Below are 24,002 nucleotides of genomic sequence, written 5' to 3' on the forward strand. Positions count from 1 at the left end.
CCGGTGCTTTTTGTTTTTCAGCGGTGCATACCGAGGGGCGCTTTTTCTGCCGCTTTTCCCTTACCACCCCGCGGCGGCGCAACTCCGGCTAAAGTAAAGGGTCTATGACGGATCATGCGACAACCACGCCAGCGATGAGCCCGGTACAGGCGGCCTCCAGTGCCGCCGCGGCCAGCTTTGCGGCACTGGAGGCCCGGCTCGACTACCTCAACGCGGCCGAAATCGAGCTGGTCCGCCAAGCTTACCGCTTCGCCGACGAAGCCCACCTGGGGCAGTTGCGCAAGAACGGCGACCCTTACATCACCCACCCGATCGCGGTGGCCCAGCAGTGCACCGAGTGGAAACTCGACGCACAGGCCCTGTGCGCCGCCCTCATGCACGACGTGCTGGAAGACTGTGGCGTCTCCAAGGCCGATATGGCCGAACGCTTCGGCCCGCAGATCACCGAGCTGGTCGATGGACTCACCAAGCTCGACAAGCTCGAACTCCACAGTCGCGAGCAAAACCAGGCCGAATCCTTCCGCAAGATGCTGCTGGCCATGGCGCGCGATGTGCGCGTCATCCTCATCAAGCTGGCCGACCGCACCCACAACATGCGCACCATGGGCGACATGCCCCGCAGCAAGTGGGAGCGTATCAGCCGTGAAACGCTGGACGTCTATGCCCCGATCGCCCACCGCCTGGGCCTGAACAACAACTACCGCGAACTGCAGGACCTGGCCTTCAAACACCTGCACCCCTGGCGTTACAAAGCCCTGTCCAAAGCCCTGGAAAAATCGCGCAGCCGCCGCAAAGACCTGATTGCTCGCGTGCAAGGCGAAGTGGAATCGGCCTTTCGCCGGCACGGAATCGAGGTGCGCATCCTCGGCCGCGAAAAGACGCTGTATTCCGTGTACCGCAAGATGGACCAGAAACACCTGTCCTTTGCGCAGGTGACCGACATCTACGGTTTCCGCATCATCCTGCCCGACCTGCTGGACTGCTACCAGGCGCTGGGCATTTTGCATCAGCTCTACAAGCCGCTGCCGGGCAAGTTCCGCGACTACATCGCCATTCCGAAGATGAATGGCTATCAGTCGCTGCACACCACGCTGGTGGGACCGTTCGGCACCAACATCGAGTTCCAGCTCCGCACCCACACCATGGATGTGGTGGCCGAGTCCGGCGTGGCCGCGCACTGGCTCTACAAAGCGAGCGATCCGAACAGCCCCGCCTCGCAAGACCTCAACACCCAGTGGTTGCAGTCGCTGCTCGACATCCAGCAGGAAACCCATGACGCCGCTGAATTCTGGGATCACGTCAAGATCGACCTTTTCCCCGACTCGGTTTATGTGTTCACGCCCAAGAGCCGGATCATGGCCCTGCCGCGTGGGGCCACGGCGGTCGATTTCGCTTATGCCATTCACAGTGACGTGGGCAACCGCGCCATCGGGGCCAAGATCAACGGCGAACAAGCGCCGCTGCGCAGCGAACTCAACAATGGGGACGTGGTGGAAATCATCACTTCGCCCCATGCGCGACCCAACCCGAGTTGGCTCGGCTTTGTCAAGACCGGACGGGCCCGCTCGAAGATACGGCACCACCTCAAGACGCTGGCCGAGGAAGAGTCCCTCGCTCTTGGTGAGCGGCTGCTGCGTCAGGCCCTGCGCGCCGAGGGCATCGCGGCGCTCCCGCCCGACGACGAGGCCCACCAGGAAGTCTGGGAAAAGCTGCTGCGCTTCACCGGCAACCGGCACCGCGGCGAATTGCTGACCGACATCGGGCTGGGCCGGCGCATCGCCAGTATGGTGAGCAAAAAGCTGGCCTCTTTGCTCAGCGAAATGGGGCAAAAACCCGATCTGCTGCTCATCAGCCAGGAGCGTTTCGGCGCGGCCACCGAAGACCAGCCGAGCCAAGGCGTGGTCACGCTCGATGGCAGCGAAGGCACTTCCGTCCAGTACGCCACCTGCTGCCACCCCATCCCCGGCGACCGCATCATCGGCTACCTGGGCAAGGGTGAAGGGCTGGTGGTCCACACCGACGACTGCCCTCACGGCGTCAAGCTGCTGCATCGCGATGCGGAGCGTTTTATCGAGGTGGAATGGTCCGAGGAGCCGACCCGCTCGTTCGAATCCGCCGTGGTGGTCACAGTGAACAACGGCAAGGGTGTCCTGGCCAAGGTGGCCGCCGCGCTGGCCAGCGCCGAAGCCGACATCAACCACATCTACATGGGCGACGAGCCAGCCCAATCCACCACCGAGCTGCGTTTCGTGCTCGCGGTGCGTGACCGCGCCCACCTGGCTCAAGTGTTGCGTCAGCTCAAACGCACGCCTTCGGTGATCCGTGCCCAGCGCGTCAGGCCGACGCGGCCGGGTAGCTGACCTCCAGTATCTCCAACGTCTCCCAGCCGGTAGGGGTGAGCAGGCGCACCTCGTCGCCCTCGCGTGCCTTGAGCAAGGCCTGTGCCACCGGCGACACCCAGCTCACCTGCCCCTGGGTGGTATCGGCCTCGTCGATGCCAAGGATGGTGACCGTGGTTTCGCTGCCGTCCTCACGCGCAAACCTGACCGTGGCACCGAAGAACACCTGGTCCTTGCCGTGGTGTTGCGAAGGGTCCACCACCACGGCGGCATCGAGTCGCTTGGTCAGGAAGCGGATGCGGCGGTCGATTTCGCGCAGGCGCTTCTTGCCGTACAGATAGTCGCCGTTTTCGGAGCGGTCGCCGTTGCTCGCCGCCCAATGCACCACCTCGACCACGCGCGGGCGCTCCACATCCAGCAGATGCAGCAGTTCCGCCCGCAGGCGGTCATGGCCGGCCTGGGTCATGTAGTTCTTGCCCCCGGCCGGCAGGGCCGGGCCATCGGGCACATCGTCGTCTTCGGGGGTATCGGTTTCTCGGGTGAATGCTTTGCTCATGGGTTGCGTGTGGCTGCCGTCAGGGTGTCCAGAGGGGTCGATTGTCCAATATCGTTCAGGACTCTGGGGCCGGGTCTGCTAGCATCGGTGTCCCCATATTCGCCTGTCCCCGCCATGACCTACTGCGTCGCCGTGAAACTCAAGGCCGGCATGGTCTTTCTGTCCGATTCCCGCACCAACGCTGGATTGGACCAGATCAGCACCTTCCGCAAGATGATCGTTTACGAAAAGCCGGGCGACCGCTTCATGTGCCTGCTGTCGGCCGGCAACCTCAGCATCTCGCAGTCGATCCGCGAAATCCTGCAGGTCGAACAGCTCAAGGACGCCGACAGCGGCGAACCCATCACGATCTGGAATGCCAAAAGCATGTTCGACGCGGCGCGGGTACTCGGTTCGGCCGTGCGCCATGTGTACCAGCGCGACGGCGAATCGCTCAAACGCGCGGGGGTCGAGTTCAACGTGAGCATGATCTTTGGCGGTCAGATCGCCGGTGAAGGCATGCGCCTGTTCCAGGTTTATTCACCGGGCAACTTCATCGAGGCCACACCCGAAACGCCTTTCTTCCAGATCGGAGAGAGCAAATACGGCAAGCCAGTGCTCGACCGCGTGATCACCCCCGAGACGCCGCTGGACGAAGCCGCCAAGTGCGTGCTCATCTCCATGGACTCGACGCTGAAGTCCAACCTCTCGGTCGGCCTGCCGTTGGACATGGCGGTCTACCAGACTGACAGCCTGCGCAGCGACCGCATCGTCTGCATCGACCATCACAACCCCTATTTCCGTATGCTGCGCGAGACCTGGGGCCAACGCTTGCGCGAGGTGTTCGACAGCATCGACCATCCCGCCTGGGACGGCCGCCCGACCGATGCCCCGCTCATGGAAGGCAGCAGCCGCCACGCCCCGCTCAAGAAAATCACCAGCCCGCAGGAAAAACTGATCTGATGCCCGCGCCCATGACTCCCTCCAACACCCCCGCGATCGTTTTTTCCCACGGCAACAGCTTCCCCGGCGCCACCTACCGCGTGATCTTCGAAGCCCTGCGCGCACGCGGCTACCGGGTCGAGGCGGTGGACAAATACGGCCATGATCCGGCCTACCCGGTCACCAGCAATTGGCCGCACCTGGTGCAGCAACTGGCCGATTTCGTGGTCAACCAATGCGCGGGCCACACCGGCCCCCTGTTCCTGGTTGGCCATTCCCTCGGAGGCTTTCTCAGCCTGATGTGCGCCGCCAAACACCCCGAACTCGCCGGCATGAAGGTCCGTGGCGTGGTGATGCTCGACTCGCCCGTGCTGGGTGGCTGGCGTGCCCGCGCACTGCAAGCGGCCAAGCACACCCGGCTCATCGGAGCCCTGTCACCCGGACAGGTGAGTCGCAAGCGGCGCAACACCTGGGCCAATGCAGAGGAGGCCATGGCCCACTTCGCCCGCAAGAAGAGCTTTGCGCGCTGGGACCCGCGCGTGCTGCGCGACTACATCGAACACGGCACGCACGACGTGGCCACGGCCACCGGCACCAAGCGTGTGCTGAGCTTCGACCGCGACATCGAAACGCGCATCTACAACACCCTGCCCCACAACCTGGACCGCCTGCTGCGCCGCCACCCGCTGCAGTGCCCGGTGGCTTTTATCGGGGGGACCGAATCGGCCGAAATGCGCCAGGTAGGCATGGCGATGACGCATCGACTGGTGGGCAAGACGCCGAGCGAACGCCTGCAAATGATCGAAGGCACGCACCTGTTCCCCATGGAACGGCCCGAGGAGACCGCCATGGCCATCGACCGGGCCCTGCGCAGCTTCATGGCCGATTGAGATCGGCTGGCGGGGCCTCTGCGCCAGGCTCCTCGGTTTTGGCGTCGGCCACCGGTGTCCGAGGGTCCAGTTGCAGCACGGCTTGCGAGCCGGTACCCATCATCACGAAGTCGAACTTCTCGGCCTCGGGCACCGGGGCGGCTGCGCGGATGCGCTTGACCGCGTACAGCGACAGCAACGTCAACACCAGCGCAAAGTACAGCATCAGGCTTTCGGGCTGCAAAACATCCATGAAGATGCCGGCCAGAGTCGGTCCCAGCGCAGCCCCGATGCCATGCACCAGCAGCAAACCGCCGGTGACCTCCAGCACGCGGGAGGAGTCCACCAGGTCGTTCACATGCGCCACACTCAGGCCATAGACGGTGAACACCAAGCCGCCGAATAGCAGACCGATGGCGATCACCACCCACTCCGCGTGGCGGGCCAGCACGAAGGCCAGCACGGCCAACACGGCGCTGAGCACCATCACCCACAGCAACACGTGGCGTCGGTCGTGCCGGTCGGAGTAATGCCCCACCGGCCATTGGAAGATGGCTCCTCCCAGAATGGTGGCCGCCATGAACGCGGCCACGCCCGCTTCGGAAAACCCCACGCCCTGGGCAAAGACGGCCCCCATGCCATAGAACGCCCCGTTGATGAGCCCGGAACCCACCGCTCCAGCCACCCCCAATGGCGAGGTCTGGTACAGATAGCGCAGGCTCAGCCGGGGAGCTTCCACCGGCTCTGGCTCGTCCACCGGCGTCAGCGTGATCGGCAACAGCGCAAAAGAAAACATGATCGACACCAGCACGAACGGCACGAAGCCCAGCGTGTCGCCCACCAGAATCAGCCACTGGCCCAGCGCCAACGCCACGAAGTTCACCGACATGTACACCGCGAACACCCGCCCCCGGTGCTGTGTGGGCGCGACGGTGTTGAGCCAGCTCTCCACCACGATATACAGCCCCACCAGGCAAATGCCAGTGATGAAACGCAACGCCCCCCAGAACCACGGATCCACCCACAGCGCGTGCAGAATGGGCATGGTGGACGCCAGTGATGCCATGGCCGCGAAGGCCCGGATGTGCCCCACGCGGCGGATGATTATGGGGCACACGAAGGTGCCGAACACGAAACCCACGAAATAGGCCGACATGACCAGCCCGAGCACCACGCCCGAAAAGTCGGCCATGCCGCCGCGCAGCCCCACCACGGAAAACAGCAGGCCCACGCCCACCACCAGCAAACCCACGCCGCTGAGCAGCGACGACAACGGCAACAGCAATCGGTTCATCACCGTGGGAACCGTTTCAGGGCGTCCAGTTCACCCACCCACTGTAAGCGGTGACCAAAATCAGCAGCCCGAACCCGATGCGGTACCAGGCAAACGGCACGAAGGTGTGGCTGGCCACATAACGCATCAGCCACTTCACACACACCCAGGCCGACGCCCACGACACCACCAGGCCCACAGCGAAGAAGGGCAAGTCTTCCACACTGAGCAGGGCACGGTGCTTGAACAAGTCGTAAGCTGCGGCCCCAAACAACATGGGAATGGCGAGGAAGAAGCTGAATTCGGTGGCGGCCCGGCGTGAAAAGCCCAGTGCCATGGCCCCAATGATGGTGGCCCCCGAGCGGCTCACGCCAGGCACCAGCGCCAGGCACTGGATCAGGCCCACGGCCAAGGCATCGCGCCAGCGCACCGTGTCCACATCGTCGATCCGCTGGGCGGGTTGCCTGACCTGACGAGCCTCCACCCACAGCATCACCACCCCACCGGCAATGAAGCTGGTTGCCACCACCAGGGGGTTGAACAACACGCCTTTGATCACGTCGATGAACAGCACACCCGCCAGCGCCGCCGGGAAGAAGCCGAGCAAAATGTTGCCCGTGAAGCGCTGAGCGCGCGCCTCGTGCGGCAAGTCCACCACCGTCTGCAGCAGCCGCTGCATATAGAGCGAGACGATGGCGAGGATGGCCCCGGTCTGAATCACCACCTCGAAAACCTTGATTTTTTCTCCTTCCAGCCCGAGCAGCGTGGAAGTGAGGATCAGGTGTCCCGTAGATGAAATGGGCAGAAATTCGGTCAGGCCCTCCACCACGCCCATGACGGCGGCCTTGAGCAGCAACACAATATCCATGAGGTCTGGCGCGCAAACAAAAAGCACAGGCACCGGCCTGTGCAGGAGCTAAAACCCCGATCGTAGCTGAAGGGCGTCCACACCCTTACCCGACCAACGCTAGACAGTTGCCGCGCAGGCTCCGGCTCAGCGCCAATGCGGGCGGTTGGGCGGCGCGCTTTGCACCACCGTCACCGGCGCGCTGCCGTGGTAATGATGATGGTGCACATGCGTGACTTGCTGGTTCCGCGATTTGTTGTGCTTGGCATGCCGGTGCCCAGGCGGCACCCAACCGTGGTGATGGACAGGCGCCACCACCACTGGCCGTGGGCTATGCACCACCACCGGGTACTGCACCACCACGGGCGGCACATTGCTCACCCCCACATGCACGCCGGGCTGGTGCACACCAATGGACCAATACACATTGCCCGCTTGCGCCAAACCGGCAGCACTCAGTACGATGCCAGCAGCAGCCGAACGCAGTCCATAGATTCGTTTCATGGCGTCATCCTTTCCAAATCACATGCGGTCGTCAGAACCGATGGCTTCATTACAGGTCCAAAACCCTGTTACCTGCTTACCAGACGTGTGAAGAACGTATCGAACCGTAACCGTGGCATCAGACCTGCCTGCCGCCACATCACGCCAAGACGAAAATTCCATCCATGAAACACGCAGCCACCCCCTACCAGCCCCTGCACGAGCAGTTGTCAGCCGCCTTGGGCCGCCAGCGGCTCAGCCGCCGCCAGGCCTTGTGGCTGCTGGGCGCCAGCGTGTCCGCCACCAGCCTAGGAGCCTTGCAGGGATGTGCGCAATCCCCCGTGACGGGGGAACGCATTCTGGTGGGCATGAGCGAAAGCCAGGAACGCGCGGCCGACGCCCAGTACGCCCCGCACCAGTTCTCTGAAGACCTGGGGGCGATACAGGACGACGCCGTCAACCGCTATGTGAGCACGGTCGGCGCCGTCATCCACCAGCACACGCACCGGCCCCAGATGCCCTACAGCTACCGGGTGCTGAATGCCAACTACGTGAACGCCTACACCTTCCCCGCCGGGTCCATGGGCGTGACGCGCGGCATTCTGGTCAACTTGCAAGACGAAGCCGAGCTGGCTGCCCTGCTCGGCCATGAAATGGGACATGTGAACGCCCGCCATGCCGCCCAGCGCAGCGGCCAAGGCCTGCTGGCCAGCGTCGCCCTGATGGGCATGGCCATGATGGTGGACGACAAGTGGGCCGATGTGGCATTGGTGGGCGGGCAGATTGGCGCCAGCGCGCTGCTGGCCTCCTATTCGCGGGACAACGAGCGCGAAGCCGATGCGCTGGGCCAGGAATACCTGGTGCGCGCGGGCTACCCCGCCAACGGCATGACGCACCTGCACCAGCTGCTCGTGGCGCAGGAAAAACAAGCCCCCAGCCTGCTGCAAACCATGTTCAGCTCCCATCCCATGAGCACCGAACGGGTGGCCACGGCCGAACGTTTGGCCCAAACGCAATACGCCCACACCCTCAACCGCCCGAACCGGCGCGAACGCTTCATGGACGAAACGGCCAGCTTGCGGCGCCTCAAACCCACCATCGAAGCCTGCCAGCAAGGTGAAATGGCCATGAGCCGCAAGCAACTGCCCGCCGCGCAAACGGCGTTTGCCAAAGCCATCCAGGCCACCCCGCAGGACTATGCCGCCAACCTGCGCATGGCCCAGTGCTTGCAAGCCATGGGCAAAACGCAAGAAGCCCGCAGCTACGCCCTGAACGCTCAAAACATCTACCCCCAGGAGGCTCAGGCTCACAAAGTGGCAGGTGTGCTGGCCTTGCAGCTGAGGCAACCCCAACAAGCCTATGAGCACCTGACCCAATTTGACCGGCAGCTGCCGGGCAACCCCGGCATCACCTTTCTGCGCGGGGTGGCGCTGGAAGGCATGGGCAACCGACGCGAAGCCGCCGTGCTGTACCAGCGCTTCCTGCAAACCAACATCCAAGGCCAAGCCGCGCAATACGCGGCCAGCCGCTTGCAGGCATGGGGGGTTCGGTGAACACCCCGCAACACACGACCGGGCACGGGGCACTCCTCATCACCCGGGTGTGGGGCCAGGGCTTTTTATGGCACTTCGATGTGGAAAGGCGCCAGCGCGACATGGTGCTGCGCCCACGCCTGAACTGAAGGAGGCCACCCCTAAAATGGCGGGATGAACTCCCCCGCCGATTCGAACGACAACCCTCACAAACCGAGCAACTTCCTGCGCCAGATCATCGAAAAGGACCTGGCGCAAGGCACTTATGCCACCCGCAAGTGGGGCGGCAGCCCGGGAGACGCCGCCCATCACGACGCCGGCGTGCCCGACCCGGCCAAGATCCGCACGCGCTTTCCCCCCGAGCCCAACGGCTATCTGCACGTGGGCCACGCCAAGAGCATCTGCCTGAACTTCGGTTTGGCGCGCGAGTACGGCGGCGTCTGCCACATGCGTTTCGACGACACCAACCCCGAGAAGGAGGAGCAAGAGTATGTGGACTCCATCCTGGATGCGGTGCAATGGCTGGGTTTCAACTGGGAATCCCACTTCAACGGCAAAACCGAAAGCCACCTGTACTACGCCAGCGACTATTTCGATTTCATGTACCGCGCGGCGGAGTATTTGATCGAAGCCGGCCATGCCTACGTGGACGAGCAGACGGCAGAGGAAATGCGCATCAACCGGGGCGACTTCGGCAAGCCCGGCGTGAACAGCCCTTTCCGCGACCGCTCCCCGGCCGAAAACCTGGCGCGCTTTCGCGACATGCGCGACGGCAAACTGGCCGATGGCGCCGCCGTGCTGCGCGCCAAGATCGACATGGCCAGCCCCAACATCAACCTGCGCGACCCGGCCATTTACCGCATACGCCGCGCCACGCACCACAACACGGGCGACAAATGGTGCATCTACCCGATGTACACCTTTGCCCACCCGATTGAAGACGCGCTGGAACAAATCACCCACAGCATTTGCACACTGGAATTCGAAGACCAGCGCCCCTTCTACGACTGGCTGCTGGAGCGGCTGATGGAAGGCGGCTTGCTGAAGGCCCCGCCACCGCGCCAGTACGAATTTGCCCGCCTGAACCTGACCTACGTGATCACCAGCAAGCGCAAGCTTGCGCAACTGGTGAATGAAGGCAAGGTCAGCGGCTGGGACGACCCCCGCATGCCCACCATCGTCGGCCTGCGCCGCCGCGGCTACACACCCGAAGCCATTCAACTGTTTGCCGAACGCATCGGCGTGACCAAGAGCGAGAGCTGGATCGACTACAGCACCCTGGAAGGCTGCCTGCGCGAAGATCTGGAGCACAAGGCCCACCGTGGTATGGCCGTGCTGGACCCCGTCAAGCTGGTGCTCACCAACTGGGCCGAAGCCTTTGGCAGCGACGCCTACACCGAGGAATGCACCCAGCCTGCCCTGCCCCCCTCGGCCATCGCCGAGGGGCAGACCCCACCGCCTGAGCGCCGCTTCAAGATGGGCAAAGAAGTGTGGATCGAGCGCGAAGACTTTGAGGAAGTGCCGCCCAAGGGCTACAAGCGCCTGTTCCCGGGCAACGTGGTGCGCCTCAAAGGCGGCTATGTGATCGAATGCACCGGCTGCGCCCGCGACGCCAACGGCCAAGTGACCGAGGTGCACGCCAAGGTGATCCCCGGTACCAAGAGCGGCACCCCCGGCGCCGACAGCGTGAAAGCCAAGGCTGCCATCACCTGGGTGGGCGTAAATGACGGCGTACCGGCCGAAGTACGCCTGTATGACCGCCTGTTCACCGAAGCGCAGCCCGATGCGGGCGGCAAGAACTTCCTGGATGCGCTGAACCCCAACAGCCTGAAGGTGGTCACGGCCTACGTCGAGCCCTCACTGGCCGCCGCCAAGCCTGACCAGAAGTTCCAGTTCGAGCGGCACGGCTACTTTGTGGCCGACCGGGTGGAGCACGGGGTGGATGGAAAGGTCGTGTTCAACCGGGTGACGGGGTTGAAGGATTCGTGGGGAAAGTAGATCTGATTCCACTAGGCTACTTTGCGACGGGTCGATGACACCATGCCACCAACGCACAATGCCTATCTCTTGCGGATTGAGCTCAAGAACCTCAAGCCGACCATCTACCGCGAGGTGCTGGTGCAGCCAGACATCACCCTGCGCGCCTTGCACAAGGTGATTCAGGCCGCCATGGGGTGGGAAAACGCACATCTGTATGCCTTTGCCCTGCCGCTTCGGGCCACCGAATCGTTCTGGAAAATCCCCAACCTGCGCAAATGGCAACAACCCGACCCTGGAGCTTGGAGCAAGCCCATGGGCAACGACGCCAAGGTCAAGCTCTGTGAACTGCTGACCACACCCAAACAACGCCTGCTGTACCTCTACGACTTTGGTGATGAGTGGTTGCACACGGTGACGTTGATGGCTTTCAGCAACGCCCATACGCCCCTGCCCCATTTGCTCAAGGCGCAGAATGGATGCCCTCCTGAGGATTGCGGCGGCCCGCCCGGCGCCGCGTATTGGGCTGCCGCCTGGTACGACGCCACGCACGAAGACCATGAAACGGCCCGCGACATGTTCGGTGAGCAAGAGCCCGGCTCCCTGAACTTTGCGGCGCTGCAAACTGCGGTGGCCAAGCTGAGGAAGTAGCGCCTGTATACCGCAACAGCCTCATGCTCTGGGGTTCAGTTTCTCGCGGCTCCTGCTTCCCCAGGCTGCTGCGGCCAGAGCACCCGGTCGTACATCGACACCAAACTGCCGTGGCTCAGCCCCCAGCCACAGCAGCGAACCCGGCAACACGGCACTCAGTCGTCCCAGGTGACGACCGGGCCCAGCTTGCGTTCGGCCAGGAACACGGCTTCGCGCAGCGTGAGCGCTGTGCCACCATCCAGCCAGGGCGAATCCAGTCGGGGCAGGTGGTAGCGAATGTAGTAACACTCGGCCTCGCGGTCTTGCGCGATTTCGGGTGGGTCGTCCGGGTCATGGGTGCCGTACAAGGTGTGATGGCGAACGATGCGTACCGGGCAGGTGGTGACTCCAGCGAAAAACCAATGCCCCTGCTTGACGGCAGGCAACTCATCGACTGTGACCATGGCGTGTGCTCCGTGCAAAGGACAACACAAATGCAGATTCATCGTAAGCCCAGACACAGCCACGAGCAATGCGGGCAAGCCCGCAATACATAACCCGCAGTACATAACCCTTGCCTCGGCAGGTGCTTGCCAAGACAGGAGAATCCCTAGTGTATGACTGTCCTCAGCACCCAGACATCCAGCTTGCACTTCCCGTTCGACCACAGCTTCGCACGCGAACTGCCGGGGCTTTACCTGCCCTGGCAACCACAGCCCGCCCCGGCGCCGCGCTGGCTGCGCTTCAACCACGAACTGGCGCGCGAACTGGGGCTGGACGCCGATCGGCTGGCCAGCGACGAAGGGCTGGCGGTGTTCTCCGGGCAGGTGGTGCCGCCTGGTGCGCAGCCGATCGCCCTGGCCTACGCCGGGCATCAATTCGGTGGTTTTTCGCCCCAACTGGGCGACGGGCGCGCCCTGCTGTTGGGCGAGGTGCTGGACCCGCTGGGTCGGCGACACGACATCGGCTTCAAAGGCTCCGGTCCCACCCCGTTTTCGCGTGGGGGAGACGGCAAGGCCGCCGTGGGACCGGTGCTGCGCGAATACCTGATCAGCGAGGCCATGCATGCGCTCGGCATCCCCACCACACGCACGCTGGCCGCAGTGGCCACGGGTGAAACGGTGCGCCGCGAGCGCCTCTTGCCCGGCGCCATTCTCACCCGCACGGCCGCCAGCCACCTGCGGGTGGGCACCTTCCAGTTCCTGGCTGCCCGGGGCGATGTGAGTGGACTACGCCGGCTCCTGCGCTACACCATTGCCCGGCACGACCCGGCGCTGATGGACACACCCGAGCCCGCGCTGGCATTGCTGAGGGCCGTCATGGAACGGCAGGCCGCCCTCGTGGCGCGCTGGATGGGTGTAGGCTTCATCCACGGCGTGATGAACACCGACAACATGACCCTGTCGGGCGAAACCATCGACTACGGCCCTTGTGCGTTCATGGAGGCGCACGATCCGGACACCGTGTTCAGCTCCATCGATGACCACGGCCGATACGCCTATGCCAACCAGCCCGGCATCGCCCAGTGGAACCTGGCTCGTTTGGCCGAAGCACTGCTGCCCGTGATGAACCTTCCTGAAGCGCAGGCCGTGGAGCGTGCCACAGCATTGGTCAACGAATATCCGGCCATCTACCGGGCCTGCTGGCTGACCGAATGCCGCCGCAAGCTGGGCCTGGTCGATACGGCCGATGCGTCCGGTGACCAAGCGCTGGCGAACGACTACCTGCAACTGCTGCACCGATGGCAGGTCGATCACACCCTGGGGTTTCGATTGCTTTCGACCGTGTTACGCACAGGTTCGTCGGGTGCGACCCCCGCCTTGGCCGAGCACTTCGGCGCCGGCACCCCGGCGCTGGAAGCCTGGCTGGAACGCTGGCGGTGCCGGCTTGCGCAGCAACCGGGCCGTGCCGACGAAGCCGCCGACCGCATGGACGCCGCCAATCCGCTGGTGATCCCGCGCAACCACTTGGTGGAAGCGGCGCTGGACGCCGCCAGCACCGACGCCAACCTGCGCCCGTTCGAAGCGCTGCTGACCGCCATACGCCAGCCTTTTGACGCCACCCGGACCGGCACCCGGACCGGCACCATTTGGACCCAGCCCGGCTCGCCCGAGCAGACCCGTGGTTATCGAACTTTCTGCGGCACCTGAACCTGTTATTGGCTCACCACTGCGCCACATCCAGCCCCATGCAGTTCGTGCAACGCTGGCTCGCGCTCAGCCGCAAATCGTGAACATATGTGACTTGCGGGGCCAATTCTCTCAAAGCGGCTTCTTGATCCAATGGGCGATTTCGCCGATCACGCCGCGGCGGAACGCCAGCACACACACCACAAACACCAAACCCTGTACCACCGTCACCCACGCGCCAAGATGGGCTAGATAGTTCTGCATGGAAACGATCACCGCTGCCCCCACCACCGGGCCAAACAGCGTACCCATGCCCCCCACCAGCGTCATCAGCACCACTTCGCCCGACATCGTCCAGTGCACATCGGTCAGCGAGGCGAGTTGGAACACCAGCACCTTGGTTGCCCCGGCGGTACCGGACAAAGCGCCGGAGATCACGAAAGCCACCAACTTGAAGGTATCGGTGTCGTAACCCAGCGACGTGGCCCGGTCCTGGTGCTCACGGATAGCCTTGAGAATCTGGCCGAACGGCGAATGCACCACTCGCCACACCAGCAAAAAGCCCAAGAGAAAGATCGCCATCACGAACAGGTACATGTTCATGGTGTCGGCCAAGTCAATGAAACCAAACAGCTGACCACGTGGCACGGCCTGGATGCCGTCTTCACCACCGGTGAACGGGGCTTGCAACGAAAAGAAGAAGATCATCTGCGCCAGGGCCAAGGTGATCATGGCAAAGTAGATACCTTGCCGACGGATGGCCAGCAGCCCTACCACCACCGACAGCACGGCCGCGGTGAGGGTGCCCGCGATCACGCACAGCTCGGGGCTCCAACCCCAGACCTTGGCCGCATGGGCCGACACATAGCCGGCCGAGCCCAAGAACATGGCATGCCCAAACGACAGCAGACCACCAAAACCCAGTAGCAGGTTGAAGGCACAGGCAAACAGCGCAAAGCACATCACCTTCATCATGAAGACGGGGTACACCACCATTGGCGCCAGCGACAGCACCACCACCATGATGGCAAAGGCTACCCACTGATGCTTGTAGGACTTGGTCAAGAGAGAGGCAGAGATCGGGTGCGACATGGGCTTCACTTCTGGGTACCGAACAGACCGGCGGGTTTGAGGAGGAGCACAAGGGTCATGATCACGAAGATGACCGTGTTGGATGCCTCGGGGTAGAAGACCTTGGTAAGGCCCTCGATCAGGCCCAGACCGAAACCGGTGACGATGGCGCCCATGATCGAGCCCATGCCACCAATCACCACCACGGCAAACACAACGATGATGAGATCGGCCCCCATGGTGGGGTTGACCTGGTAGATGGGCGCGGCCATCACGCCGGCCAGTGCAGCCAGCCCGACACCAAAGCCATATGTGAGTGTGATCATGCGCGGCACGTTGATGCCGAAGGCCTGCACCAGACTGGGGTTCTCTGTGGCGGCCCGCAGGTAAGCGCCCAGCTTGGTGCGCTCGATCACGTACCACGTGGCCAGACAAACCACCACCGAAGCCACGATCACCCACGCCCGGTACTTAGGCAGGAACATGAAGCCGAGGTCGAACGCCCCCATGAAAACTTCGGGCGCTGGGTACGGCATGCCCGATGAGCCGTAAGCGTTGCGGAACAGCCCCTGGATGATGAGGGCCAGACCGAAGGTGAGCAACAAGCCGTAAAGGTGGTCGAGCTTGTAGAGCCGCTTGAGCATGGTGCGTTCAATCACCATACCCGTGAACCCAACCACCAGCGGTGCGACCAGCAGAGCAACCCAGTAGCTCATGTTCAAGTGCGTCAGCCCCAGGTAGGCGACAAACGCCCCCAGCATGTACTGCGCACCGTGGGTGAAGTTGATGATGTTGAGCAGGCCGAAGATCACGGCCAGACCCAGCGACAGCAGCGCATAGAACGACCCATTGATGAGCCCGATCAGTAACTGCCCGAACAAGGCCTGGGAGGGAATACCAAATATTTCCATGGTGATGTATCGGCCTGCTTGTAAATCGTCGGTTTACTGGACCAGCGAGCAACCGCCTTCGTTGAGCGGACGGAACGCTTCTTCGGCAGGAATCGTCGAGACCAACTTGTAGTAGTCCCACGGCCCTTTGGACTCGGACGGCTTCTTCACCTCAAACAGGTAGGCCGGGTGGATCTTGCGGCCGTCTTGGCGCACCTGCCCTTTGCCGAACAGAGGATCGTCGGTAGGCAGTTCCTTCATCTTTGCAACGACTTTGGTACCCTCGTCGGTTTTGGCCGCGTCCACTGCCTTCAGGTAGTGCAGCACACCGGCATACACTCCTGCATGGTCAGAAGAGGGCATCTTGCCGCCATGCCTCGCGGCAAAACGCTTGGACCACTCGCGGGTCTGATCGTTGAGGTCCCAATAGAAGGTTTCGGTCAACAACAAACCTTGTGCATTGTTCAACCCCAACGCATGTATGTCGGGCAGGAACACCAGCAAACCGGCCAAGTTCTGTCCCCCTCTCACCACTCCGAACTCGGCCGCTTGCTTGATGGAGTTGATGGTGTCGCCGCCCGCGTTGGCCAAGCCAATAATCTTGGCACGTGAGGCCTGCGCTTGCAGCAGGAAGGATGAGAAATCTTGGGACGGAAACGGAGTGCGGACCTTGCCCACCACTCGGCCGCCATGCTTGGTCACAACCGCTTCGGTGTCGCGCTCCAGCGCATGGCCGAAGGCATAGTCAGCGGTTAGAAAGAACCACGTGTCGCCCCCGTTTTTGACGATCGCCTTGCCGGTGCCGTTGGCCAGCATCCAGGTGTCGTAGAGCCAGTGCACGGTATTGGCGTTGCACGATCGGCCCGTCAGATCGGCGGTAGCCGAGCCCGTGTTCACATGCACCTTGTTCTTGTCCTTGCTGATCTGGGCGATGGCCAGACCCACCGAAGAGGTGGGCACGTCCACGATCATGTCCACCTTGTCGGTGTCGTACCACTGTCGTGCGATGTTGGAGCCGACGTCAGGCTTGTTCTGGTGATCGGCGCTCACCACCTCCACCTTCAGGCTGCTGTTGGTGGCTTTGAGGTAATCTTCCACCGCCATGCGTGCCGCGACAACCGAGCCTGACCCACCGATATCGGAGTACAGGCCCGACATGTCACTGAGCACGCCAATCTTGACGATACCATCGGAAATCTGCGCCTGCGCCTGCGCCGTGATGCCGAATGCGCAGGCTGCCATGGCAGCGGCGGCGAGTAGCTTGCTTTTCATCGTGAGGTCTCCTGTCTTGGTGGATGGTGGGGAGCGAAAACGAGTGTCAGACACCCAGGTATTCATGCAGCATGGGCATCTTGGCTTGCAACTCTGAGGATGAGAAGCTCTCCATGACGCGGCCATGCTCCATGACGTAAAAACGGTCAGCCAGCGGGGCGGCGAAGCGGAAGTTCTGCTCCACCATGATGATGGTGAAGCCCTTGGCTTTGAGCGCCAGGATCATGCGGGCTAACGCCTGCACGATCACCGGGGCCAACCCCTCGGAAATCTCGTCGAGCAGCAGCAAGCGAGCGCCGGTGCGCAAGATGCGGGCCACCGCCAGCATCTGCTGCTCACCGCCCGACAGGCGGGTACCCGGGCTGTTGCGCCGTTCGGCGAGGTTGGGGAACATCTCGTAGATTTCATGCAGCGGCATACCGCCGCTGCTGATCTGGGGCGGCAGTAGCAGGTTTTCTTCACAAGTCAGCGACGCAAAAATGCCGCGCTCCTCCGGGCAATAGCCGATACCCAGCCGCGCGATCTGGTGCGGCGCCAAGCCTATCGCTTCGCGGCCGTTGATCGTGATGGAACCGATCCGCTTGTCCACCAGACCCACGATGGACTTGACGGTGGTGGTGCGGCCGGCACCGTTGCGGCCCAGCAGCGTAACCACTTCGCCCTTGTTCACGCTCAGGTCGACCCCGTGCAGGATGTGTGATTCGCCATACCAGGCGTGCAAGTTGGTGATACGCAGGAATTCGATGGGCTCAGCCATGAGCGCCCTCCAGTGCGTTGTCGGTGCTGCCCATGTATGCCTCGAGCACCTGTGGGTCTCTGGAGACCACTTCGTACGGCCCTTCGGCGATGACCTGGCCCCGTTGCAACACGCTGATGGTGTCTGCAATGCTGGAGACGACGTTCATGTTGTGTTCCACCATGAGGATGGTGCGGTTGGCGCTGACCTTTTTGATGAGTTGGGTGACGCGGTCCACGTCCTCGTGGCCCATGCCCTGCGTGGGCTCATCGAGAAGCATGAGCTCGGGGTTCATGGCGAGCGTGGTGGCAATTTCCAGCGCACGCTTGCGGCCATAGGCCAGCTCCACCGCGGTGATGTGGGCAAACTCGCCTAAGCCCACCTCCTCCAGAATGGCCATAGCCTTGTCATTGAGACGGTCGAGGATGCGCTCGGAGCGCCAGAAATGCAGCGACACGCCCGTGGATCGCTGCAGCGCGATGCGCACGTTCTCCATCACCGACAGATTGGGAAAAGTCGCCGAGATCTGGAACGATCGCACCAAGCCACGCCGGGCCACCTGGGCCGGCTTTTCCTTGGTGATGTCCTGGCCTTTGAAAAGGATCTGCCCGTGCGTCGGGATCAGGAATTTGGTCAGCAGGTTGAAAACCGTGGTTTTGCCGGCCCCGTTGGGGCCAATCAGCGCGTGAATTTGGCCGCGACGCACACCAAGGTTGACGTTGTTGACCGCGACAAACCCCTTGAACTCTTTGACGAGATCACGGGTCTCCAGGATGTAATCATTGGACATGTTTCAGCTTGGGTGCCTGCAAATGACGACCGCCGGCGCGGCCTTGCGTGATATTCTGCTTGGGCCTGGCGCTGCAAAACGTCATGGTTTACCCGGCATCACTGTCCCCGATGCGTCTAAACGCTTCGGCCCCAGCCAATAGCCACACAATTCTTCACCCATGGATTTTTCTTCGTTCTTCCCTCTAGGCTGGCAGCATTACCTGGGCGGCGGCTTGCTGATCGGCGCCGGAACAGCTCTGCTGTTCGTGTTCACCGGCCGCGTAGGCGGCATGAGTTCGGTGTTCACCACCACCTGGTCGTACGTGGTGCGGCGACCCTACTTTCAGCAAAGCCGGTTCACCGAGTCGCGCGGCTGGCGGCTGGTCTATGCCGCTGGACTGATCGTGGGCGCCCTCATCTGGTGGCTGGGCTTCACCGACGGCACCCCGCTGGGCACGGAAGTGCCCGCGTGGCAACTGCTGGTGGGCGGCTTTTTCGTGGGCTATGGCGCACGGCTCGGCAATGGCTGCACCTCCGGCCACGGCATCTGCGGGCTGGGTTCGCTGCAATGGCCTTCGCTGTTGGCGGTGCTCACCTTCATGACCACGGCCTTCCTGACGGCCAACCTGGTGGCGAGGTGGCAGGCATGAGCAGGCCTTCTTCACGCTGGGTCAGCAGAGTGGCCACGCTGGTGGCGGGGGCCCTGTTCGGCTTTGGCCTGGCGCTTTCGGGCATGGTGCGGCCCGAGGTGGTGCTGAGCTTTCTGCGGTTTTCGGACTTCGGCCTGATGCTGGTGATGGGTGGTGCCGTGGCCGTGGTAATGGTGGCTTTCTGGACCGCGCCCAAGCTGTGCCAGGCCCCTTTGCTGGGCGGCGTGTTCCAGCGCCACCCCAGCGTCTGGAACCGCGACACGCTGGTGGGGGCCGCCTTGTTTGGCGTCGGCTGGGGGCTATCGGGCGTGTGCCCGGGGCCGGCCATTGCCGGATTGGGCACCGGCAACCTGGACCTGCTGTGGGCCTTCGCCGGCATTGCCCTGGGGGCATGGGTGCAGGGCTGGCGCGCCGACGCGCGCTGAGCGCTACCATCACCCCATGCTGCGAACCCTCAAGGACTTTTTCAACCAGTTGGCCCGTCAACTGGAAGAACCTGCCACAGGCACACCGGGCAGCCCGCCCGACCACGCCCTGGAACTGGCCACCGCCGTGCTGCTGGTGGACGTGATGCGTGCCGAGCCCACCATGGGTGACGCTGAACGCGACGCGGTGCTGCTGGCGCTGCGCCGCAAATTCCACCTGGCGGACGACGAACTGGCCCGCCTGCTGGATCTGGCCCATGAAACGGCCCGCGCCAGTCACGACTACTACCGTTTCACCGCCGCGCTGAACGAACGCTTCAGCCAGGCCCAGAAAATCCAGGTGGTGGAAGCCATGTGGGAGGTGGCTTACGCCGACGGCACCGTCACCGCGCTGGAAAACCACATCATCAGCAAGGTGGCCGGGCTGCTGCACGTGACGCACGGCGAATACATCGCTGCCAAGCTGCGGGCCAAGGAAAGCGCCGGCCTGGCCGGTTGAACCCATGCCTGCCGCACTGGCTGCCGAATTCGTCGTGCTTGCTGCGCTGTGGGGGGCATCGTTCCTGTTCATGCTCCTGGGTGCCGCTGAATTCGGCCCCTGGGCGACGGCGGGGCTGCGCGTGGCGGTGGCCAGTGCGGTCCTGCTGCCCGTGCTCGTCATGGCTGGGCACTGGCCCACCCTGCGGCGCCATGCGCGCGCCATTCTGCTGATCGGGCTGCTCAATTCCGCGATCCCGTTCGCGCTCTATGCCTATGCGCTGCTCTCCATTTCCACCGGGGTGTCGGCCATCCTGAACGCCACCACGCCGCTGTTCGGCGCACTGGTGGCCTGGCTCTGGCTGAACGACTCACCGGGGCGCAGCCGTGCGCTGGGACTGGCCATCGGCTTTGCGGGGGTGGTGTTGCTGTCCTGGCCCAAAGCCGATTTCTCTGCCGGGGGCACGGGCTGGGCGGTGCTGGCCTGCCTGGGCGCCACGCTCAGCTACGGCCTGGCCGCCAGTTGCACCAAACGCTACCTCACCGGCGTACACCCGCTGGCCACGGCCACCGGCAGCCAGATCGGTGCCACACTGGGTTTGGCACTGCCGACGATCTGGTTCTGGCCCAGCCAGAACCCGGGGGTGATGGCCTGGGGCGCTGTCGTGGCGGTGGGCGTGCTATGCACAGCGGTGGCCTACATCCTGTATTTCCGCCTGATCGAAAAGGCCGGCCCCAGCAAAACACTGACCGTGACCTTCCTGATCCCGGTGTTCGCCATTGGCTACGGCGCGCTGTTGCTCGACGAAGCCATCACCGGGCCCATGGTGGTGGGTGGCGCCGTGATCCTGGCCGGCGTGGCACTGGCCACGGGCTGGGCGCGTTGGCCGCAGCGCGACCATGACGCACAATCACGCCCATGAAGAAAATCCTCGTCCTCAACGGCCCCAACCTCAACCTGCTGGGTACGCGCGAACCCGAACAGTACGGCCACACCACCCTGGCAGACGTGGAAGCCCTGTGCCAGGAGGCCGGCAAGCGCCTGGGCTATGCGGTGGAGTGCTTCCAGAGCAATTGGGAAGGTGCGCTGATCGACAAGATCCACGAATACGGCCGCCTGCACAAGGCCGGCGAGGCCCTGGGCTGCGTGTTCAACCCCGGTGCCTACACCCACACCTCGGTGGCGCTGCACGACGCCATCAAGGGCGTGGACGGCCTACCCGTGATCGAATGCCACATCTCCAACGTGCACGCGCGCGAAGCCTTTCGCCACCACTCGTGGATCTCGCCTGCCGCCGCCGGCATCGTGATCGGCTTCGGGGTGGACGGCTACCTCATCGCCCTCGAAGGGTTGGTGCGGAAGTACGGGCGGTAATCCAGGCTGCGGCGGTGGCCAGCACGGCCACCCCCACCGACACCCAGAACACGGCATCCAGCCCCCACTCGCTGCTGACCCAGCCGCCCAGCAAGCCGGCCACCACCCCCGAAACCCCATAACCCACGACCGAGTACAAAGCCTGCCCCCGGGCCTGGGTACGCCCGGGGAAATGCTGGCTGACCCAGGCGATGCACACCGAATGGTGTGCAGCAAACGTGATGGCATGGGTAGCCTGCGCGAGGAACAGCAGCCAGAGCCAGTGCGGCAACGCCGCCGTGACCAGCATGCGCAGCACCAGCACGGCGCTGGCCAGCAACAGCCAGCCGCGCAGCGGCAACAGCGGCATCCATCGGCCTTGCGTGAGGAACCAAGCGATCTCCACCACCACGCCAAACGCCCAGAGCAGCCCAATTGTGGTCTTGCTGTAACCCAGCTCGTGCAAATACAGCGAAAAAAAGATGTAGATGAAGATGTGCGTGAGCACATGCAGGAACAAAGAGATGAAAAACCAGCGCACGGGTTTACCGGCAAGCACGCTACGCACGCGCACAGGCTCGCCGGCGTGGGCATGACCGGACTCGCGCGTCGAGGGCATGAGCCACACACTCACCACCACGGCCAGCAGGGTCAGCGCCGTCCAGGCTGGGAAGCTGCCCATGCCATGGCGCTCGAACCACGCGCCGGCCAGCAGCACCGTGGCCAGAAAACCCAGAGAACCCCACACCCTCACCCGCCCATAGCGGCGCACGTCGATCCCACCCTCGGTGCTGACCCGCTGGGCCAGCACGGTCTCGCTCAGCGGCATCATGCCGCTGGTGTGGGTGAACATGAGTAGCAGCACACCGAACAAGCCCACCACGCCCCATTCCACCCACAGTGCCAGCGAAGCCAGCAAAGCCGCCATGGCACAGTAGCGCAACAGCCAGACACGGTGGCCGGTGTGGTCGCTCAGCCAGGCCCAGAGGTAAGGCGCGAACAGGCGCGTGGCCGAAGGCAGCGACGTCAACACCCCGATGGCGAGCAGGCCCAGGCCGATCTCGTTCAGCCACAGCGGCAGGTAGGGGTTGAAAAAACCGACATGGGCGAAATAGCTCGCCGACAGGGCCGCGAAGGGCCACAGCGAGGATGTCGCCAGCGAAACGGTGGGACGCACGCGCAAGCGCCAGTGGGCAAATCGACTCAACGCGCCGATGCGGCGATCGGCCCGGGCGTGACGAGCACATCCCCGCACTGGGCGCGATGGCGCAACGCATGGTCCATCACCACCAGCGCCAGCAGGGCTTCAGCGATCGGTGTGGCGCGGATGCCCACGCACGGGTCGTGCCGGCCCTTGGTGATGACCTCGGTCGGGAGGCCCTGGGTGTCGATGGTCTCGCGTGGCACCAGGATGGAGCTGGTGGGCTTGATGGCGATGGAGACCTCCAGGTCCTGCCCGGTGCTGATGCCGCCCAGCACGCCACCGGCCTTGTTGCCCACGAAACCGCCGGGCGTGAGCGAATCGCCATGGGTGCTGCCTTTGTCGGCCACACTGGCAAAACCGGCGCCGATCTCGACGCCCTTGACCGCATTCAGCCCCATCATGGCGTAGGCGATGTCGGCGTCCAGCTTGTCGTAGAGCGGCTGGCCCAAGCCTACAGGGACGTTCTGCGCCGTCACGCGCAGGCGGGCCCCGCAGGAGTCGCCGCTCTTGCGCAGCTCGGCCATGTAGGCTTCGAGCGCCGATACATCGGCCACGGGCGCGAAGAAGGGGTTGCGGGGCACGTGGTCCCAGCTCTCGAAGGGAATCTCCACCTCGCCGATGGCGGTCATGCAGCCACGGAAGGTGGTGCCGTACTTTTCCTTCAGCCATTTCTTGGCCACGGCTCCGGCCGCCACGGTGGGCGCCGTCAGGCGGGCCGAGGAGCGGCCACCGCCACGCGGGTCGCGAATGCCGTATTTCTGCCAGTAGGTGTAGTCGGCGTGACCGGGGCGGAAGGTCTGGACGATGTCGCCGTAGTCCTTGCTGCGCTGGTCGGTGTTCTGGATGAGCAGGCAGATGGGCGTGCCCGTGGTCTTGCCCTGGTACACGCCGCTGAGGATCTGCACCTGATCGGGCTCGTTGCGCTGGGTCACGAACTTGCTGGTGCCGGGGCGGCGGCGGTCCAGGTCGCCCTGGATGTCGGCCTCGCTCAGTGCCATGCCTGGCGGACAGCCGTCGATCACGCAGCCGATGGCGGGGCCGTGGGACTCACCGAAGTTGGTGACGCAAAACAGGGTGCCGAAGGTGTTGCCGCTCATGGATGGGGATTATCCCAGAGCGGCCAGGCCCGGCCGGGCTCATGCCTTGGGCGCGGACTCCTCTTCCTCGGGCCAGTCGCGAATGTAAGCCTTGAGCATCTTGTTTTCGAAATTCTGGCTGTCCACCACGGCCTTGGCCACGTCGTAGAAGCTGATCACGCCCATGAGCATCTTGTTGTCCATGACCGGCATGTAACGGGTGTGTTTTTCCAGCATCATGGGGCGGACCTGCTCCAGATCGGTTTCCGAGGTGCAGGTCATGGGGTGATCGTCCATGACGCTGCGCACCGTGCCGTTGCCGACGCTGCCTCCGTTCTTGGCGATGGTGTGCAACACCTCGCGGAAGGTGAGCATGCCCACGAGATCGCCGTGCTCCATGACGGCCAGAGAGCCGATATCAAACTCAGCCATGGTTTCCACGGCACGGACCAGGGACTCGTCGGGAGAGACGGTGTAGAGCGTGCCACCTTTGAGGCGCAGGATGTCGCTGACCTTCATG

General features: G+C 63.6%; 26 protein-coding genes. 13 read left to right on the forward strand and 13 right to left on the reverse strand.

What is annotated here, in order from left to right; all coding sequences use genetic code 11:
- Window positions 1–134 precede the first annotated feature (134 nt).
- Entirely contained in the window at window positions 135–2,360 is a 2,226-nt protein-coding gene (locus tag HZS63_RS10195) for a RelA/SpoT family protein (RefSeq protein WP_246316289.1), read from the forward strand.
- Here the strand turns inward: HZS63_RS10195 and greB are convergent.
- Window positions 2,335–2,895 (reverse strand): transcription elongation factor GreB, encoded by a 561-nt coding sequence (gene greB, locus HZS63_RS10200; RefSeq protein ID WP_180683933.1) that lies wholly within the window; start codon window positions 2,893–2,895, stop codon window positions 2,335–2,337. The genes HZS63_RS10195 and greB overlap by 26 nt on opposite strands.
- A 114-nt stretch (window positions 2,896–3,009) precedes the next feature.
- Between greB and HZS63_RS10205 the strand changes: the two genes are divergently transcribed.
- Window positions 3,010–3,837: a proteasome-type protease gene (locus HZS63_RS10205; RefSeq protein ID WP_180683934.1), complete on the forward strand. Its 828-nt coding sequence runs from the start codon at window positions 3,010–3,012 to the stop codon at window positions 3,835–3,837.
- Between the two features lie 11 nt (window positions 3,838–3,848).
- Window positions 3,849–4,706, forward strand: coding sequence for an alpha/beta fold hydrolase (locus HZS63_RS10210; RefSeq protein WP_180683935.1), 858 nt, complete (start codon window positions 3,849–3,851; stop codon window positions 4,704–4,706).
- Here the strand turns inward: HZS63_RS10210 and HZS63_RS10215 are convergent.
- The 3 genes from HZS63_RS10215 to HZS63_RS10225 all read right to left on the reverse strand — a co-directional run bounded on the left by HZS63_RS10215 (window position 4,693) and on the right by HZS63_RS10225 (window position 7,309).
- Window positions 4,693–5,979, reverse strand: a complete 1,287-nt coding sequence (locus tag HZS63_RS10215; RefSeq protein WP_180683936.1) for an MFS transporter — start codon at window positions 5,977–5,979, stop codon at window positions 4,693–4,695. The two genes, HZS63_RS10210 and HZS63_RS10215, sit on opposite strands and share 14 nt — an antisense overlap.
- 16 nt (window positions 5,980–5,995) lie before the next feature.
- On the reverse strand, window positions 5,996–6,826 hold the full coding sequence (locus HZS63_RS10220) for an undecaprenyl-diphosphate phosphatase (RefSeq protein ID WP_180683937.1): 831 nt from the start codon (window positions 6,824–6,826) through the stop codon (window positions 5,996–5,998).
- Between the two features lie 126 nt (window positions 6,827–6,952).
- Window positions 6,953–7,309: a hypothetical protein gene (locus HZS63_RS10225; RefSeq protein WP_180683938.1), complete on the reverse strand. Its 357-nt coding sequence runs from the start codon at window positions 7,307–7,309 to the stop codon at window positions 6,953–6,955.
- Between the two features lie 164 nt (window positions 7,310–7,473).
- Here HZS63_RS10225 and HZS63_RS10230 point away from each other — a divergent pair, with 164 nt between their 5' ends.
- From HZS63_RS10230 to HZS63_RS10240, 4 genes are read left to right on the forward strand one after another with little or no spacing between them, the layout of a single operon-like run.
- Window positions 7,474–8,841: a M48 family metalloprotease gene (locus tag HZS63_RS10230; RefSeq protein ID WP_180683939.1), complete on the forward strand. Its 1,368-nt coding sequence runs from the start codon at window positions 7,474–7,476 to the stop codon at window positions 8,839–8,841.
- The gene (locus HZS63_RS14145) at window positions 8,838–8,969 is read left to right on the forward strand and encodes a hypothetical protein (RefSeq protein ID WP_281364040.1); all 132 of its coding nucleotides are present in this window, start codon (window positions 8,838–8,840) and stop codon (window positions 8,967–8,969) included. The genes HZS63_RS10230 and HZS63_RS14145 overlap by 4 nt, the downstream gene beginning before the upstream one ends.
- A gap of 25 nt (window positions 8,970–8,994) precedes the next feature.
- A complete protein-coding gene (locus tag HZS63_RS10235; RefSeq protein WP_180683940.1) occupies window positions 8,995–10,818 on the forward strand; it encodes a glutamine--tRNA ligase/YqeY domain fusion protein in 1,824 nt (607 codons plus the stop codon).
- A 42-nt stretch (window positions 10,819–10,860) separates the two neighbouring features.
- The gene (locus HZS63_RS10240; RefSeq protein ID WP_180683941.1) at window positions 10,861–11,448 is read left to right on the forward strand and encodes a plasmid pRiA4b ORF-3 family protein; all 588 of its coding nucleotides are present in this window, start codon (window positions 10,861–10,863) and stop codon (window positions 11,446–11,448) included.
- 155 nt (window positions 11,449–11,603) lie between these two features.
- Here HZS63_RS10240 and HZS63_RS10245 read toward each other — a convergent pair whose 3' ends face one another.
- Complete coding sequence (locus HZS63_RS10245; protein ID WP_180683942.1) at window positions 11,604–11,891, reverse strand: hypothetical protein; 288 nt, start codon at window positions 11,889–11,891, stop codon at window positions 11,604–11,606.
- 153 nt (window positions 11,892–12,044) lie between these two features.
- Here HZS63_RS10245 and HZS63_RS10250 point away from each other — a divergent pair, with 153 nt between their 5' ends.
- The gene (locus tag HZS63_RS10250; RefSeq protein WP_180683943.1) at window positions 12,045–13,577 is read left to right on the forward strand and encodes a protein adenylyltransferase SelO; all 1,533 of its coding nucleotides are present in this window, start codon (window positions 12,045–12,047) and stop codon (window positions 13,575–13,577) included.
- Between the two features lie 111 nt (window positions 13,578–13,688).
- On the opposite strand, the gene HZS63_RS10255 is transcribed toward HZS63_RS10250, so the two are convergent.
- Genes HZS63_RS10255 through HZS63_RS10275 form a run of 5 tightly spaced genes read right to left on the reverse strand, consistent with a single transcriptional unit; the run spans window position 13,689 to window position 18,315 of the window.
- A complete protein-coding gene (locus tag HZS63_RS10255) occupies window positions 13,689–14,648 on the reverse strand; it encodes a branched-chain amino acid ABC transporter permease (RefSeq protein ID WP_180683944.1) in 960 nt (319 codons plus the stop codon).
- A gap of 5 nt (window positions 14,649–14,653) precedes the next feature.
- Window positions 14,654–15,538 (reverse strand): branched-chain amino acid ABC transporter permease, encoded by an 885-nt coding sequence (locus HZS63_RS10260; protein ID WP_180683945.1) that lies wholly within the window; start codon window positions 15,536–15,538, stop codon window positions 14,654–14,656.
- Window positions 15,539–15,571: 33 nt separating this feature from the next.
- Window positions 15,572–16,789 carry an ABC transporter substrate-binding protein gene (locus HZS63_RS10265; protein ID WP_180683985.1) on the reverse strand — a complete coding sequence of 406 codons (1,218 nt, stop codon included), beginning with the start codon at window positions 16,787–16,789 and terminating at the stop codon, window positions 15,572–15,574.
- Window positions 16,790–16,835: 46 nt separating this feature from the next.
- Window positions 16,836–17,546 carry an ABC transporter ATP-binding protein gene (locus tag HZS63_RS10270; protein WP_180683946.1) on the reverse strand — a complete coding sequence of 237 codons (711 nt, stop codon included), beginning with the start codon at window positions 17,544–17,546 and terminating at the stop codon, window positions 16,836–16,838.
- Window positions 17,539–18,315, reverse strand: coding sequence for an ABC transporter ATP-binding protein (locus HZS63_RS10275; RefSeq protein ID WP_180683947.1), 777 nt, complete (start codon window positions 18,313–18,315; stop codon window positions 17,539–17,541). The genes HZS63_RS10270 and HZS63_RS10275 overlap by 8 nt, the downstream gene beginning before the upstream one ends.
- A gap of 160 nt (window positions 18,316–18,475) precedes the next feature.
- On the opposite strand from HZS63_RS10275, the gene HZS63_RS10280 reads away from it, so the two are divergent.
- From HZS63_RS10280 to aroQ, 5 genes are read left to right on the forward strand one after another with little or no spacing between them, the layout of a single operon-like run.
- Window positions 18,476–18,946 (forward strand): YeeE/YedE family protein, encoded by a 471-nt coding sequence (locus tag HZS63_RS10280; RefSeq protein WP_180683948.1) that lies wholly within the window; start codon window positions 18,476–18,478, stop codon window positions 18,944–18,946.
- Window positions 18,943–19,371, forward strand: a complete 429-nt coding sequence (locus tag HZS63_RS10285) for a DUF6691 family protein (RefSeq protein ID WP_180683949.1) — start codon at window positions 18,943–18,945, stop codon at window positions 19,369–19,371. Before HZS63_RS10280 ends, HZS63_RS10285 begins: the two co-directional genes overlap by 4 nt.
- A 16-nt stretch (window positions 19,372–19,387) precedes the next feature.
- Window positions 19,388–19,870: a tellurite resistance TerB family protein gene (locus HZS63_RS10290; RefSeq protein ID WP_180683950.1), complete on the forward strand. Its 483-nt coding sequence runs from the start codon at window positions 19,388–19,390 to the stop codon at window positions 19,868–19,870.
- A gap of 4 nt (window positions 19,871–19,874) precedes the next feature.
- Entirely contained in the window at window positions 19,875–20,771 is an 897-nt protein-coding gene (locus HZS63_RS10295; RefSeq protein ID WP_180683951.1) for a DMT family transporter, read from the forward strand.
- Window positions 20,768–21,223 carry a type II 3-dehydroquinate dehydratase gene (gene aroQ / locus HZS63_RS10300; RefSeq protein WP_180683952.1) on the forward strand — a complete coding sequence of 152 codons (456 nt, stop codon included), beginning with the start codon at window positions 20,768–20,770 and terminating at the stop codon, window positions 21,221–21,223. The genes HZS63_RS10295 and aroQ overlap by 4 nt, the downstream gene beginning before the upstream one ends.
- Here aroQ and HZS63_RS10305 read toward each other — a convergent pair.
- From HZS63_RS10305 to HZS63_RS10315, 3 genes are read right to left on the reverse strand one after another with little or no spacing between them, the layout of a single operon-like run.
- Complete coding sequence (locus HZS63_RS10305) at window positions 21,183–22,379, reverse strand: MFS transporter (RefSeq protein WP_180683953.1); 1,197 nt, start codon at window positions 22,377–22,379, stop codon at window positions 21,183–21,185. The genes aroQ and HZS63_RS10305 overlap by 41 nt on opposite strands.
- A gap of 26 nt (window positions 22,380–22,405) precedes the next feature.
- A complete protein-coding gene (gene aroC, locus HZS63_RS10310; protein WP_180683954.1) occupies window positions 22,406–23,503 on the reverse strand; it encodes a chorismate synthase in 1,098 nt (365 codons plus the stop codon).
- A 39-nt stretch (window positions 23,504–23,542) separates the two neighbouring features.
- Window positions 23,543–24,001, reverse strand: coding sequence for a CBS domain-containing protein (locus HZS63_RS10315; RefSeq protein WP_180683955.1), 459 nt, complete (start codon window positions 23,999–24,001; stop codon window positions 23,543–23,545).
- Window position 24,002: the final 1 nt, after the last annotated feature.

The organism is Tepidicella baoligensis (assembly GCF_013432195.1).
In the GTDB taxonomy this organism is placed as follows: domain Bacteria; phylum Pseudomonadota; class Gammaproteobacteria; order Burkholderiales; family Burkholderiaceae_C; genus Tepidicella; species Tepidicella baoligensis.